This window comes from Streptomyces sp. NPDC044921, from assembly GCF_056432865.1.
In genome coordinates this window covers 61,564-75,261 of the sequence record NZ_JBWKIF010000026.1, presented here as the reverse complement: position 1 = coordinate 75,261, position 13,698 = coordinate 61,564, and the positions used below count along the sequence as shown (strand labels likewise).

Annotated in this window: 13 protein-coding genes; 3 read left to right on the top strand and 10 right to left on the bottom strand. The window is 72.5% G+C overall.

Translation table 11 applies throughout. The annotated features are described in order from the left end of the window. Positions 1–28: 28 nt before the first annotated feature. The 5 genes from fabG to sbnA all read right to left on the bottom strand — a co-directional run bounded on the left by fabG (position 29) and on the right by sbnA (position 4,612). On the bottom strand, positions 29–772 hold the full coding sequence (fabG, locus tag AC07DA_RS31445) for a 3-oxoacyl-ACP reductase FabG (RefSeq protein WP_479131611.1): 744 nt from the start codon (positions 770–772) through the stop codon (positions 29–31). A gap of 47 nt (positions 773–819) precedes the next feature. Beyond that, positions 820–1,914, bottom strand: a complete 1,095-nt coding sequence (locus AC07DA_RS31440; RefSeq protein ID WP_479131609.1) for a beta-ketoacyl synthase N-terminal-like domain-containing protein — start codon at positions 1,912–1,914, stop codon at positions 820–822. A gap of 52 nt (positions 1,915–1,966) precedes the next feature. Continuing rightward, positions 1,967–3,223, bottom strand: coding sequence for a beta-ketoacyl-[acyl-carrier-protein] synthase family protein (locus AC07DA_RS31435; protein WP_479131608.1), 1,257 nt, complete (start codon positions 3,221–3,223; stop codon positions 1,967–1,969). Next, positions 3,220–3,483, bottom strand: coding sequence for an acyl carrier protein (locus AC07DA_RS31430; RefSeq protein ID WP_479131607.1), 264 nt, complete (start codon positions 3,481–3,483; stop codon positions 3,220–3,222). The genes AC07DA_RS31435 and AC07DA_RS31430 overlap by 4 nt, the downstream gene beginning before the upstream one ends. A gap of 82 nt (positions 3,484–3,565) precedes the next feature. Then, positions 3,566–4,612 carry a 2,3-diaminopropionate biosynthesis protein SbnA gene (sbnA, locus tag AC07DA_RS31425; protein WP_479131651.1) on the bottom strand — a complete coding sequence of 349 codons (1,047 nt, stop codon included), beginning with the start codon at positions 4,610–4,612 and terminating at the stop codon, positions 3,566–3,568. A 286-nt stretch (positions 4,613–4,898) separates the two neighbouring features. Here sbnA and AC07DA_RS31420 point away from each other — a divergent pair, with 286 nt between their 5' ends. The 3 genes from AC07DA_RS31420 (at position 4,899) to AC07DA_RS31410 (ending at position 8,549) form a co-directional block, all read left to right on the top strand. Beyond that, complete coding sequence (locus AC07DA_RS31420; RefSeq protein ID WP_479131605.1) at positions 4,899–6,515, top strand: tryptophan halogenase family protein; 1,617 nt, start codon at positions 4,899–4,901, stop codon at positions 6,513–6,515. A 116-nt stretch (positions 6,516–6,631) separates the two neighbouring features. Continuing rightward, positions 6,632–7,294 carry a flavin reductase family protein gene (locus AC07DA_RS31415; protein ID WP_479131604.1) on the top strand — a complete coding sequence of 221 codons (663 nt, stop codon included), beginning with the start codon at positions 6,632–6,634 and terminating at the stop codon, positions 7,292–7,294. After that, positions 7,281–8,549, top strand: a complete 1,269-nt coding sequence (locus AC07DA_RS31410) for a cation:proton antiporter domain-containing protein (protein ID WP_479131603.1) — start codon at positions 7,281–7,283, stop codon at positions 8,547–8,549. The genes AC07DA_RS31415 and AC07DA_RS31410 overlap by 14 nt, the downstream gene beginning before the upstream one ends. A 211-nt stretch (positions 8,550–8,760) precedes the next feature. Here AC07DA_RS31410 and trpD read toward each other — a convergent pair whose 3' ends face one another. The 5 genes from trpD to sbnB all read right to left on the bottom strand — a co-directional run bounded on the left by trpD (position 8,761) and on the right by sbnB (position 13,599). Further along, entirely contained in the window at positions 8,761–9,840 is a 1,080-nt protein-coding gene (gene trpD / locus AC07DA_RS31405) for an anthranilate phosphoribosyltransferase (protein ID WP_479131602.1), read from the bottom strand. A 48-nt stretch (positions 9,841–9,888) separates the two neighbouring features. After that, positions 9,889–10,155 (bottom strand): hypothetical protein, encoded by a 267-nt coding sequence (locus AC07DA_RS31400; RefSeq protein ID WP_479131601.1) that lies wholly within the window; start codon positions 10,153–10,155, stop codon positions 9,889–9,891. 259 nt (positions 10,156–10,414) lie between these two features. Next, positions 10,415–11,005 carry an anthranilate synthase component II gene (locus AC07DA_RS31395; RefSeq protein WP_479131600.1) on the bottom strand — a complete coding sequence of 197 codons (591 nt, stop codon included), beginning with the start codon at positions 11,003–11,005 and terminating at the stop codon, positions 10,415–10,417. Next, the gene (locus AC07DA_RS31390) at positions 11,002–12,525 is read right to left on the bottom strand and encodes an anthranilate synthase component I family protein (protein WP_479131599.1); all 1,524 of its coding nucleotides are present in this window, start codon (positions 12,523–12,525) and stop codon (positions 11,002–11,004) included. Before AC07DA_RS31390 ends, AC07DA_RS31395 begins: the two co-directional genes overlap by 4 nt. Positions 12,526–12,561: 36 nt before the next feature. After that, positions 12,562–13,599: a 2,3-diaminopropionate biosynthesis protein SbnB gene (gene sbnB / locus AC07DA_RS31385; protein WP_479131598.1), complete on the bottom strand. Its 1,038-nt coding sequence runs from the start codon at positions 13,597–13,599 to the stop codon at positions 12,562–12,564. Between the last annotated feature and the right edge of the window lie 99 nt (positions 13,600–13,698).

Genomic DNA, 13,698 nt, shown 5'->3' with positions numbered 1-13,698 from the left:
CTGACTCCCTTGGGCGGATGGGGTGTTCTCAGACGACCAGTCCGCCGTCGACGGCGAAGACCTGTCCGGTGATGTAGGCGGCGCGGTCGCCGGCCAGGAAGGACACCAGTTCCGCGACCTCCTGGGGTTCGCCGAAGCGGCCCAGCGGGATGCGGCGGGTCATCTCCTTGGCGTGCTTCTCGGAGAGGCCGCCGGTCATGTCGGTGCTGATGAAGCCCGGGGCGACGGCGTTGGCGCGGATGCCGGAGCGTCCGGCCTCCTTGGCGAACGCCGCGGTGAAGCCGATGATCCCGGCCTTGGACGCGGAGTAGTTGGTCTGTGTGGCGTGCCCCGCAGCGGCGACCGAGGAGAGCGTGACGACGGTGCCGCGGCGGCGCTTGAGCATGGGGAAGGCGAGCGCGCGGACGACGTTGTAGGTGCCGTCGAGGTTGGTGCGCAGCACGGCGTCCCAGTCCTCGTCGGCCATCATCGCCAGGTGCTGGTCGCGGACGATCCCGGCCGCGGTGACCACCACGTCCACCGGTCCGAGCAGCTCCTCGGTCTCGGCCGCGAACGCGGCCACGGCGGCGCGGTCCGTGACGTCGACGCGGCGGGCCAGGGTGCGGGCGCCGTGCGCGGCGGCGGACTTGGCGGCGAGCGCGGCCGCCTCCTCGTTCGACTGGTAGCACAGCGCGACGTCATGACCGTCGCGGGCGAGGGTCTCCACGACGGCCCGCCCGATCCCGCGCGAACCGCCGGTGACCAGGGCGACCGGCCTCGGTGTGTCGGACATGTGACGTGCCTCTTTCCTCGGTGACGGAACGGGGGGCCGCGGGTGTCTCAGGCCAGCCGCAGCAGCAGCGCGCCGACGGTGCCGTCGCGGTCGGCCGCGGTGATCAGGGCGAGCCGGTCCACCAGGCTCGGGTCGCTGCCCGCCTCGGCCAGCGCGGCGGCGAGCTGGAAGGCGGCGGAGGCCGCGCCGGCGTCGCCCACCAGGGAGCGCACCGGGAGCCGGTTGCCGGTCAGCCCGTCGAGGGCGGACTCCTCCTGCTTGCCGAGCAGGCCGGGCGGGTTGCCGGGCACGATCAGTTCGATGTCGCCGGGGGCGGCGTCCGCGCCGGCCAGCACATCGGCGACGCAGCGCTCCAGCGCCACTCCGGCCCGGCCCCTGTCCTGGAAGGCGCGGAAACGGGAGCCGAGGACCGAGGCGAGCACGGGCCGGCCCCCCTCGCGGGCGGCCGACGCCTCCTCCAGCAGGAAGAGGGCGGCGCCCTCGCCGAGCGGCTGGGGTTCGGCGCCGTCGTGGTCGGCGACCCGTTCCAGCCGGGCCCGCTGCACGGAGAACTCCTCGGCCGCGCCGGCCAGCAGGGCCGTGCCGTGTCCGCCGCGCAGCAGCCGGGAGGCGTACTGGAGGGCGAGCAGGGCGGTGGCGGCGCCGCCGGAGACGGTGACGTTGGGGCCCTTGAGGGTGTGCCGGATGGCACTGGCCCCGGCGGGGCAGTTCATGACGGTGTTGGGGAAGCGTGCCGGGTCGACGAGGTAGGGCTTGTCGCCGGTGAGCGCGTCCCGGGTGAAGTCCATGATCGACTGGACGCTGCCGGAGGTGCCGAGCACCAGGCCGGTGCGCTCCGGGTCGGCGGCGAGCCGGGTGCCGTACTCGTCGAGGAGCATGCCGACCGTGGTGGCCGCGATGCCGGTGACCCGGTCCATGGAACGGGTACCCTTGCGGCCGAGGACGGCCCTGATGTCGAAGCCGGGGATCAGTCCGGCCTCCGCGTAGGGGACGGGCCAGGTGGCCGCGTCCACCGGCGCGACCGCCCGCAGCCCGGACCTGAGACCCTCGGTGAAGCCCTCCCTGCCCAAGCCGTACGGCGAGGACACGGCCCAGCCGGATATCGCCAGCCGGGGCGCGGCGGCGTTCGCCTGGAGCGCCATGTGCGTCAACTCCTTCCAAGATTGCGGCCACCGGCTCTCACGCGGCCGGCTCTCACGCCGCCTGCTCCCACTTGCCGAGCACCAGGACGGCGTTGTTGCCGCCGAAGGCGAGGCCGTTGTTCTGCACGACCCTCAGCTCCGCCTCGACCGCCTCGTTGGGCACGCAGTCGACCGCGCACTCGGGGTCGGTCGCACGGTGGTTGATCGTCGGGGGGATGAAGCCGTCCCGCAGCGCCAGCGCGCAGGCCGCGGAGGCGAGGGCGCTGGCGGCGCCCATGGTGTGGCCGATCATCGACTTGATGGAGACCGTGCGCGGCAGGGTGCCGCCGAACACCTGCCGGATGGCGCCGACCTCGGTCACGTCGTTGGCCCTGGTTCCGGTGCCGTGCGCGGAGATGAAGTCGACGTCCGTGGCCTCGATGCCGGCGTTGCGGTGCGCCGCGGTGATGCAGCGGGCGATGGAGTCCCGGTCCGGCGCGACCGGGTGGCTGGCGTCGCAGGACAGGCCGTAGCCGAGCACCTCGGCGTAGATCCGGGCGCCGCGGGCGAGCGCGGACTCCAGCGACTCCATCAGCAGGATGCCGGCGCCCTCGCCGGTCAGGATGCCCTGCCGGTCGGCGTCGAAGGGGCGGCACACGTCGGGCGCGATGGTGCCGAGCCGGTAGAAGCCGGTGAAGGTCTTGCGGCACAGCGCGTCCGCGCCGCCGCACAGCGCCATCTCGACGTCTCCGGAGCTGATCGCGTCGTAGCCGTAGCCGACCGCGTAGTTGCCGGCCGCGCAGGCCGTGGGCACCGTGACGGTCTCCACGTCCTCCAGGCCGAGCTCGCGGACGATGCCGGCCGACAGCCGGCCGGGCCACACCCGGCGGGCCGCCACCTCGTCGAGGGCGTCATCGCCCTCGGCGACCTGGAGCGCGGTGAGGTGGTCGAGGTCGCGGGACTCGCCGTCGGTGGTGCCGACCGAGACCAGCGAGCGCACGTCGCGCACCTGCTGTGCGGTCAGGCCCGCGTCGGCGACCGCCATCCGGCTCGCGGCGACCGCGAACTGCGCGGCCCGGCCCAGGTCGTCCGGGGACTGGGCGGCCAGCCAGGCCGCCGCGTCGAAGTCGGTGATCTCGCAGGCGTTGGAGTACGCGAAACCGGTGGTGTCGAAGGCACCGATCGGTTTGGCGCCGCTGCGGCCGGCCCGCAGGCCGGCGGCGAAGGCGTCGACACCGGTACCGATGCTCGTCACCACGCCGAGGCCGGTGACGACCACCCGGTGCCGCGCACCGTGCCCGCCGCGGTCCGGCGTCGCGACCCCGCTCACTTGACCTGCGCCTCGGCGACCACGGCGTAGACGCCGGCGAGGTTGACCATCCGGCCGAGCTCCGACTGCGTCAGGGCGATGCCGAAGGTCCGCTCCAGGGAGGAGAGGATCTCGATGGTGCGCAGCGAGTCGGCGTCGTGCTCCTCCTTGAACAGGCTGACGTCGGTGACCTCGTCGAGTTCCAGCTCGAGGATGTCGCAGACGATTTCCTTGATCTCCGCCTTCTGCCCGTCGTCGAGGGCGGGGAGCTGAGTGGTCATGGGATGCCTCCGTGCGTCGGTGTGCGGCCGCGCGGGCCTCGGGTGGTGGTGTTCGGGGATGCGTTCATGGTGGCGGGGCCCGCTATCGGTGCCCTATATCCGCCAACTCCGGTGGTTCGGAGACGAGTTGAGTCGGCAGGTCGGTGTCCTGTGACAGTTCGGCGACCTCGCCGAAGTGCCGCCGCACCCAGGCGTCGTCGTAGATCGTGTCGAGGTAGCGGTCGCCGCCGTCGGGCAGGATCAGCACGACGTTGGAACCGGGTTCGAGGTGCGGTGCGACGCGGTCCAGTGCGGAGACCACGGCTCCCGAGGAGCCGCCCGCGAGGATCGCCTCGCGCCGTACGAGCCGGCGGCAGCCCCTCACGCAGTCCAGGTCGGTGACGTGGACGACGTGGTCGGCGTCCGAGGGCCGCAGCAGCTGGGGCCGGATCGACGCGCCGTGGCCCGGCACCAGCCGGGTGCAGCCGGCGCTCCGGCCGAACAGCACGCTGCCGACGGCGTCCACCGCGTGCACGGTCGTCGTCAGGCCGTTCTGCCGGATGTACTCGGCGCAGCCGCCCAGGGTGCCTCCGGTGCCGGCCGCCAGGATCAGGTGGTCGACCCTGCCGTCCAGCGCCTCGGCGATCTCGCGCATGGTGGTCAGGTGCGCCTGCCGGTTGAGCGGGTTGGCGTACTGGTCGGGCCAGTACGAGTCGGGTGTCGAGGCCAGCAGTTCCGCCACCCTGCGCAGCCGCATGGGCAACAGCTCCCCGGTGACCGGGTCCGGGTCGGTGACGACCTCGACCCGGGCGCCGTAGGCCCGCAGGATCGCGAGGTTCTGCTGGGTGGTGCGCGCGTCGACCACGCAGACGAAGCGCAGTCCGAAGTACGCACAGATCTGGGCGAGTCCGATCGCGAGGTTCCCGGAACTGGACTCGATCACGGTGGAACGACCGGGCACGAGTTCCCCGGAGCGGATCCGGTTCAGCACCATCGACAGCGCCGACCGGTCCTTGACGCTGCCGCCGGGATTGAACCGCTCGGCCTTGGCGAACAGCCGTACCGGTAAGTCCGGTGCGAGCCGTTCCAGCTCTATGAGCGGAGTGTTCCCCACCACGGCGAGGATTCCCCGGAGTTCGGCGAGCGGCATGCCGGGAAGTCCGCCCGGTCCCTGGGCAACGGCCTTCCCGTCTTCGTACGGCATCTGATGCAGCCATCCTCTGCTGGGAGTTGCGGGGCGGTATTCGACGCCAACCGAGAATCGCCGAGCCGCCTATACCTCACCCATACGAACCTGCTCAAGCGGCAATTCCGGCCACCTATAGATGCCGCATAGCGGGTCAGCCGATTCTGGCGTGTAAATCCACTCGACAGCGCACAAAGGCGCTGCACACAAGGACACACAGACGCACCCGACCGGAGAAATGAGCCTTCCTATGACCGACATGGGTACGACCGACACCGACTCCCGCATCCGCAAAGTCGTCATCCTCGGCGGTGGCACGGCCGGCTGGATGACCGCCGCCTATCTGGGCAAGGCGCTCCAGGGCACCGTCGACATCCAGGTACTGGAAGCCCCGGCCATCCCCCGGATCGGCGTGGGCGAGGCCACCGTGCCGAATCTGCACCGCGTGCTCTTCGACTACCTCGGCATACCCGAGGAGGAGTGGATGCGCGAGTGCAACGCCAGCTTCAAGATGGCCGTGCGTTTCGTCAACTGGCGCACCCCGGGCCGCGGGGAGCCCGGGGCGCGCACGCTGGACAGCGGCCGGCCGGACCACTTCTACCACCCGTTCGGCATCCTCCCCGACCACGACAACACGCCGCTGTCCCACTACTGGTACAAGAACCGGCACGAGGGCCGCACCGACGAGCCGTTCGACTACGCCTGCTTCCGCGAGCCGCCGGTGATGGACGCGAACAAGTCGCCCAAGTGGCTCGACGGCACCCCGTCCACCCGCTACGCCTGGCACTTCGACGCCGCTCTGGTCGCCGACTTCCTGCGCCGCTTCGCCACCGACAAGCAGGGCGTGGAGCACGTCCAGGACGAGATGGTGCGGGTCGAGCAGGACGGGCGCGGCCACGTCACGGCCCTGCACACCAAGTCCGGCCGGGTGCTCGACGCCGACCTGTTCGTGGACTGCTCGGGCTTCCGCGGACTGCTCATCAACAAGGCGCTGGGCGAGCCGTTCATCGACATGAGCGACCACCTGCTGTGCGACCGGGCGGTGGCCACCGCCGTACCGCACGACGACGAGGCGAACGGGGTCGAGCCGTACACCTCGGCCATCGCGATGTCCTCCGGCTGGGCCTGGAAGATCCCGATGCTGGGTCGTTTCGGGTCCGGTTACGTCTACTCCAGCAAGTTCACCTCGCAGGAGGAGGCGACCGCGGAGTTCTGTGAACTGTGGGGGCTCGACCCCGCGGAGACACAGTTCAACCACGTCCGTTTCCGGGTCGGCCGCAACCGCCGCGCCTGGGTCAACAACGTGGTGAGCATCGGCCTTTCCTCGTGCTTCCTGGAGCCGCTGGAGTCGACCGGCATCTACTTCATCACCGCCGCGATCCACCAGCTCGCCAAGCACTTCCCCGACCGCACCTTCAACCCGGCGCTGGCGGACAGCTTCAACCAGGAGATCGAGGTGATGTTCGACGACACCCGCGACTTCATCCAGGCGCATTTCTACTACGCGCCGCGCGACGACTCGCCGTTCTGGCGGGCCCAGAAGGAGCTGAAGCTGCCGGAGAACATCCAGCGGAAGATCGAGGCGTACAAAGCCGGGCTCCCGATCAATTCGCCGATCACCGACGAGTCCACGTACTACGGGAACTTCGAGGCGGAGTTCCGCAATTTCTGGACCAACGGCAGCTATTACTGCATCTTCGCCGGCCTCGGCCTGGAGCCGGACACACCGCTGCCCGCGCTCGCCCACAAGCCGGAGTCCGTCGCGGGCGCCCAGCCGCTGTTCGACAAGGTCAGGCAGGAGCAGCAGCACCTGCTGGACACGCTGCCCAGCGCCCACGACTACCTGCGCCGCCTGCACGGCGCGTAGGCCCCGGCCGCTCCGGCCACGGATCAGCCCGGCGGCGCTGAACCCCGCAGTCCGCCGGGCGGACCCGCACCGTCCCGATTCAGGACCCGATCCTGCTTCCGACAGGAGCCGACCGCATGACTGGTACAGCTGAGACGCACACGAGCACTCCCCCGGCCGCTTCGGCCCTTTCGGCGGCACCGGCCGCCGCGCCGGAGCCCACCGACATACGCCCCCTGATGGCGTCCTTCCCCTCCGGCGTCAGTGTGGTGACCGCGCTCGACGCCGACTCCGCCCCACGCGGCATGACCTGCAGCTCGCTGGCGAGCGTGGCGCTCGACCCGGCGACCCTGGTGGTCTGCCTGCGCACCGCCGGCCCGACCCTGCGCGCCGCCCTGGACAGCGGGCACTTCGCCCTGAACCTGCTGCACGAGGAGGCGCGGTCCGTCTCGGACCTGTTCGCCTCCGGCGGCACCGACCGGTTCGCACGGGCCGAGTGGCGGCTCCCGCTGGGTGCCGCGGGGCCGCACCTGACGGAGGCCGCCCTCGCCGTCGCGGACTGCGCGGTGGTGCACGCCGTGGAGGTCGGCGACCACACGGCCGTCTTCGGCCGCGTCACCCGCGTCACCCAGACCGACGGCCGGTCACCGCTGCTCTACGGCAGACGCCGGTACGCCCGCTGGTCCGCGGCCGCGTCGGCCCCGGCGCCGGAGGCGGGGTCCGCCCCGGCCCGCACCCTGCCCGCACCCGCGCTCGCCGCGCCCTCACCCCTGGAAGGAGAAGCGCATGTCGGCTCCTGACCCGCTGCCGGGCCTGCTCGTCGCCGTCCCCGTGGTGATCGGCGTCTGCGGTGTCGGAGCGCTGCTCTTCCGCCGGATCGGGCAGCCCCCCGTCATCGGCGAGATCACCCTCGGCATCCTGCTCGGCCCGTCGCTGCTCGGCTGGATCTCCCCCGCCGCCCAGCACTGGCTGTTCCCGGCGGACGTCCTCCCGCACCTGCTGGTGCTGGGCAACCTCGGCCTGCTCGCCTTCATGTTCCTGGTCGGCCTGGAACTGGACCTGTCGGCCCTGCGCGGTCACAGCCGTACCGCAGTCACCGTCTCCTACGCCGGCGTCGCGCTGCCCCTGCTGCTGGGCGCGCTGCTGGCGCTCGGGATGTACGGCCCGTTCGCTCCGGCCGGGGTCGGCCGGCTGCCGTTCGTCCTGTTCGTCGCCGTCGCGATGAGCATCACCGCGTTCCCGGTGCTGGCGCGGATCCTCACCGACCGCGGCCTCTACACCACTCCCCTCGGATCGCTGGCCATGGCGTGCGCGGCCGTGGACGACGTCAGCGCGTGGTGCCTGCTGGCGCTGGTCGCGGCGGTCAGCACCAGCGGTTCGATGGAGCAGGCGGCCGTCACCGCCGCCTGGTCACTGGTCTTCGTGGCCTGCATGATGTACGTGGTCCGGCCGGTGCTGACCCGGCTGACCCGGCAGGCCGGCAAGGCCGCGGAGAGCTCGGTCCTGGTGTTCGTCTTCGCCGGCCTGTGCGTGTCGGCCTTCGTCACGGACGGCATCGGCATCCACGCCCTGTTCGGCGCGTTCCTCTTCGGCGTGGCCGTGCCGCGCGGTTCCCGGGCGGTCGAGCTGTCCGCGGCCCGGCTGCGGGCGTTCACCGTCCCGGTGCTGCTGCCGCTGTTCTTCGTCAGCACCGGACTGCGCACCGATGTCTCGCTGCTCACCGGTGACGCCGCCCAGTGGCTGTGGGCCGGCGCGGTCCTGGCGGTGGCCCTGCTCGGCAAGTTCGGCGGCAGTACGGCGGCGGCACGGCTGTCGGGCCAGTCCTGGCGGGACGCGATGTCGCTCGGCGCGCTGATGAACTGCCGCGGCCTGACCGAGCTCGTCGTCCTCAACATCGGCCTGGAACTGGGGGTCATCGGCCCGGACCTGTTCACCATCCTGGTCCTCATGGCCCTGGTCACCACGGCCATGACCTCCCCCGCCCTCACCTGGTTCCTCCGCGGACCGGCCCCCGAACCGTCCGTCCCCGCCTCCCGGCCGGTCACCGCCGCGTGACGCGCCCCGCCGCGGACGGACCCGCCCGGCGCGCCTCTCCGGCCCACCTCCGCGCGGGACCGACGCCCGCACGTGTGCCACGTCCCCCACCGCACGCCGGTCCGGACCCGCGGCCCCGCGCCCCGCCCGGACTCCGCACCCCGGCCGCGCCCCCGGTCCCCGCCGTGACGGCGGGGACCGGGGGCGTGGTGGTCGCACAGAGAGCCCATGGTCAGGCCGCCGGTGTCAGGGCGTGGGCGCCGCTGGCCAGGGCCCAGCGTTCGAGGGTGGACCGGGCGGCACCCGAGTCGATCGCCTCGGCGGCCCGGCCGACGGCCGGGGCGAGGCGTTCGGTGACCGTCCGTCCGCCGGCCGGCTCCAGCGCGGCCAGGGCGGCGGCGGCCGAGAGCAGGACGGCGTCCCGCACCGGCCCCCGCTCACCGCCGAGGATCCGCCGCGCCACGTCCGCGTTGTATCCCGCGTCCGCCCCGCGCAGCGCCTCGACGGGGGCGTACCCGAAGCCGAGGGCCCGTGGGTCGAACGCCTCCTGGCGGACCGTGCCGCCCTCCACGGCGAGGACGGTGGAGGTGGTGGTGACGGTCAGTTCGTCCAGCCCGTCGTCGCCGCGGAACACCAGCGCGTCGACCCCCCGGCGCGCCAGCACCCCGGCGACGAGCGGCAGCAGCCGGGCGTCGGCGACACCGACCGCCTGGGCCGCGGGGGCCGCCGGGTTGGTCAGCGGCCCGAGGGCGTTGAAGACGGTGGGGATGCCGAGCGCGCGCCGGGCGACCGCCGCGTGCCGCATCGCCGGATGGAAGTCGGGGGCGAAGCAGAACGTGATCCCGACCTCCTCCGCCAGTGCCGCCACCTGGCGCGGCGGCAGCCGCAGGCTCACCCCGAGCTTCTCCAGTACGTCGGCCGAGCCGGAGGCGGAACTGGAGGCGCGGTTGCCGTGCTTGACGACGCGCGCCCCCGCGCCCGCCGCCACGACCGCGGACATCGTGGAGATGTTGACGGTCTTCGCCCCGTCCCCTCCGGTGCCCACCACATCGACGGTCCTCCCCGGCACGTCGATGCGTACGGCGTGCGCCATCATCCCCCGTACCAGCCCCTCCAGTTCGCCGGTCGTCTCCCCCTTGGCGCGCAGCGCCACCAGGAAGCCGGCGATCAGGGCGTCGGAGGCCTTGCCGCGCATCACCTGGTCCATCACCCACGCGGTGTCCGGCTCGGACAGGTCGCGACCGTTCAGGACGGAGCCGAGCAGCTCGGGCCAGGACCGTTGCGGCCCACCCGGTGCGGTCCTTGCGTTCACTCCGGTTCTCCTTCAGTCATCCGGTCCCGGACCAGTGCCTCGCGGGCGTCAGCTCCAGGGATCCACATCGCCACCGGCGGTCACGCCGCTCCACGGGTCCACGTCGCCACCGGCGGTCACGCCGCTCCAGGGGTCCACGTCGCCACCGGTGACCACGCCGCTCCACGGGTCCACCTCGTGGGCGACGGCCACCACGCTGTGCGGAGCCGCGTGCGCCTGGCCGGCCACCGCCAGGCTGGCGAACAGGGCGCCGGCCGTGAAGGCGGCGGCGGCGAGAGCGTGGATCCCGGACTTCCTGATCTGCGTGAGCTGCATTTCCGTCTCCCCGTCATTTACTTCTCTTGGTTTCGGTCCGGCCTGTCCCGTCCCGACACCGAGAAAATTACGGAGCTGCGGCTTCAGTCGATTATCGGAGGCGCTTCAGCGATCACCGCTCGGGCGATAACGACGATATACTCGCAGGTCACCACGGGTTTAGGAGTAATTCGGACCCATAGATTCCAGGGGTTGCGCGGGGGTTGCGGAGGCCCTCTCCGCAGCCTTCCCGGGCCGCACAGGGGAAAATCGAATAACTTCAGGCAAGGGGCACGGCGGCCCGTCCCGACCTGCGCAGGAAGTTGTCCAGCAGCCGCATTCCTCCCACCGTCGTGATGGACTCGGGATGGAACTGCAGCCCCTCCACGGCGAGCGTGCGGTGCCGCAGGCCCATGACATGGCCGTCGTCGGCGGCCCGGGCCGTCACGGCCAGCTCCCGCGGCAGCGGCTCCTCGACGACGAGCGAGTGGTACCGGGTGGCGGTCACCTCGCCGCCGAGGCCGGTGAAGACCCCCGCGCCGTCGTGCGCGACCGGGCTGGTCTTGCCGTGCTTGAGCCGGGCGGCGACGGCGATCCGTGCCCCGTAGGCGAGAGCGATCGCCTGGTGGCCGAGGCAGATCCCGAGCAGCGGCACCCGCCCGGCGAAGGCGTGCACCAGCTCCACGTGCCCGGAGTCGGCCGGATGACCGGGCCCGGGCCCCAGCACCACCGCCTCCGCCCCCATGGCCGCGAGTTGCGCCGGGGTGCGGGTGCCCGAGCGCACCACGTCCGTCTCGGCGCCCAGCGTGCGCAGGTACTGGTCGATGATGTGGGTGAAGCTGTCGTAGGCGTCGACGAGCAGGACCTTCACGGCAGCAGCTCCTCACCGGTCAGCGCCCAGTAGGCGGCGCCCATCTTGTGCAGCGTCTCGTGCCACTCGGCGAGCGGATCGGAGTCGGCGACGATGCCGGCGCAGCTCTGCGTGGAGTACGCCGTCCCGTCGTGGGTGACGGTGCGGATGCACAGGGCGAGCCGGGACCAGCCGCGCACGTCGACCAGGCCGACCGCGCCCGCGTACATCCCCCGGGGCGCGCTCTCCAGCTCCTCGATGATCTCCATGGCCCGGATCTTCGGGGCGCCGGTGACCGTGCCGGCCGGGAAGGTGGCGCGCAGCACCGACCAGGTGTCCTCGCCGGGCGCGAGGACCCCCTCGACGGTGGAGACGAGGTGGAAGACGTGCGAGTACCTCTCCACGGTCATCAGCCGCTGCACGTCCAGCGTGCCCGGCGCGCTGACCCGGCCGATGTCGTTGCGGCACAGGTCGACCAGCATGACGTGCTCGGCGCGTTCCTTCTCGCTGGCCTTCAGCGTCTCGATGCGCGGCCCGTCGACCGCCGGGTCGCCGCTGCGCGCGGTGGTGCCGGCGATGGGCCGCATGACGATCCGGTCGCCCTCGGTGCGGAACAGCACCTCGGGGCTGGCGCCGATCAGCGTGGAGCCGTCCCGCGGGACGAGGTACATGTACGGCGACGGGTTGCGGTGCCGCAACCGCCGGTAGACCTCCAGCGGTGTCAGCTCGGTGTCCACGTCGATGCGGTGACCGATCTGGATCTGGTAGATGTCCCCGACGCCGATGTGCGCCAGGCAGCGTTCCACCTGGGCGAGGAAGGCCCGCTCGTCGGTGCTGTCCCGGACCGCGCGCGCGGCGGGCGCCGCGGGCAGCGGGGCGGGCTCGCAGGCGGGCGGGCGCAGCCCGGCGGCGACGGTGGCGACGAGGTCGGGGACCGCGGCGGGCGGGAAGTCCGGGCAGCGGGCGGTCAGCTGCCGGGCGGTGCCCGCGTCGAGGTCGTAGCAGACGACCTCGCGGAAGAGGGTCAGGACGAGGTCGGGGCCGCCGCCGGGGGTGCGCTCGGGCAGCCGCTCCATGTGCCAGGCGGCGCCGTAGCCGACGGTGGCCAGGAAGCCGAAGGCGTACCCGTCGGCGGGCACCGGGGTCTGCACGGTGAACGTCCGCTGGGCGGCCCGCAGCAGCTCCCACACCTGGCCCGCGTCGGCCAGGGCGCGGGCGCCGTCCGGCAGTTCGGCCAGCCCCAGGTCGTCGGCGGCGGCGCGCAGCGCCTCGGTGACGGCGGGGGCCCCGTCGACGGTGACGCGGTCGGCGTGCACCTGGAGTTCGGCGAGCCGGCCGTGGCCGACCACGGCGCCGTTGCCGTCCTCCTCGGGGGCGGCGAGGCTCTCCAGCAGGAACACCTCGTCGCCGGCACGGGCGCGCAGCGCCGTGTACAGGTCCAGCGGGTCGTGCGGGGGCAGGACGGTCTCGTCGACCTGGACGGTGAGCAGCCGGCGTGGTGCGCCGGCCGCTCGGGGCGGTGAGTCGAGCAGTGTGGTCACAGGTGTACCCCATCCTCGAAGGGTGGCGGTCGATGGTCAGCCGTAGCGGCGCAGCTCGTGGAAGAAGTCCTGCTCCACGGCGAGTTCGCCGGAGGCGAGCAGCCGGTCGTAGACGTGCTTGCCGACGGCGAGGTCGAGGACGCCCAGGCCGAACGGCGAGAAGAACACGGGCCGGCCGGCGGGCACCCGGGCCGCGCCGGTCAGCACGTCGTGGAGGGTGCCGTCGATGAACTCCCGGCCGCCGCTGAGCCGTTCGGCCAGATGTGGGGAGGTGTCGGCCTTCAGGCAGTGCTCGACGTCGTCGACGAAGTTGGCGCCGGAGAGGATCACCTCGGGCGCCAGGTCGCGCAGCGACACGTGCAGCACCAGCGGGTGGTGGCCGAACCAGCCGGGGTCGGTGACGTGCGGGGTGCCGGCGACGGTGGCGAAGACGACGAGGTCGCTGCCGCGGACGAGGTCCTCGGCCGACCCGTGCACGGTGACCCGGCCCCCGGCCCCGGAGCGGCCGAGGTGCCCGGCGAACCCGGCGGCGTGCTCCGCCGACAGGTCGTGCACGCCGATCTCGTCGAACTCCCAGCCGGTGCCCGCCAGATACTGGTGGACGTACCGGGCGATGAGACCGGTGCCGAAGAAACCGACCCGGCGCGGCCGGTCCCCGCGGGCCCGGCCGAGGGTGTCGGCGGCCAGCGCCGCGGAGGCGGCGGTACGGGCCGCGCTGATGATCGAACTCTCCAGGCAGGCCAGCGGGTAGCCGGTCTCCGGGTCGTTGAGGATGAGCACGGCGGAGGCGCGCGGGAGGCCCGCCGCCACGTTGCCGGGGAAGCTGGAGATCCATTTCAGGCCGTCCACGCCGATGCCGCCGCCGATCGAGGCGGGGAGCGCGATGATGCGGGAGGCGGGCCGGTCGGGGAAGCGGAGGAAGTAGGACGGCGGGTTGACGGTGTCACCGGCACCGTGGGCGCGGTACGCCGTTTCGATCAGACGCACCACCTCCCGGTGCCGGCCCGCCAGGACCCGGTGGACCTGGGCGCCGGAGATCACGGCGAAGGTGGGCGCCTTGGCGACAGGCGGCATCGTGTACTCCACGTTTCGGCTGGCAGTGGTACCGGCCGAACGTAGGCAGCCCGCTTATCGGTGGGGTATCGGCCGTCTACAACGGCACGTGGCGGACCC

Bases quoted from the DNA above. Each gene is read 5' to 3' on its own strand.
- fabG (WP_479131611.1), bottom strand. From the start codon at position 772: ATGTCCGACACACCGAGGCCGGTCGCCCTGGTCACCGGCGGTTCGCGC.
- AC07DA_RS31440 (WP_479131609.1), bottom strand. From the start codon at position 1,914: ATGGCGCTCCAGGCGAACGCCGCCGCGCCCCGGCTGGCGATATCCGGC.
- AC07DA_RS31430 (WP_479131607.1), bottom strand. From the start codon at position 3,483: ATGACCACTCAGCTCCCCGCCCTCGACGACGGGCAGAAGGCGGAGATC.
- sbnA (WP_479131651.1), bottom strand. From the start codon at position 4,612: ATGCCGCTCGCCGAACTCCGGGGAATCCTCGCCGTGGTGGGGAACACT.
- AC07DA_RS31420 (WP_479131605.1), top strand. From the start codon at position 4,899: ATGACCGACATGGGTACGACCGACACCGACTCCCGCATCCGCAAAGTC.
- AC07DA_RS31415 (WP_479131604.1), top strand. From the start codon at position 6,632: ATGACTGGTACAGCTGAGACGCACACGAGCACTCCCCCGGCCGCTTCG.
- AC07DA_RS31410 (WP_479131603.1), top strand. From the start codon at position 7,281: ATGTCGGCTCCTGACCCGCTGCCGGGCCTGCTCGTCGCCGTCCCCGTG.
- AC07DA_RS31400 (WP_479131601.1), bottom strand. From the start codon at position 10,155: ATGCAGCTCACGCAGATCAGGAAGTCCGGGATCCACGCTCTCGCCGCC.
- sbnB (WP_479131598.1), bottom strand. From the start codon at position 13,599: ATGCCGCCTGTCGCCAAGGCGCCCACCTTCGCCGTGATCTCCGGCGCC.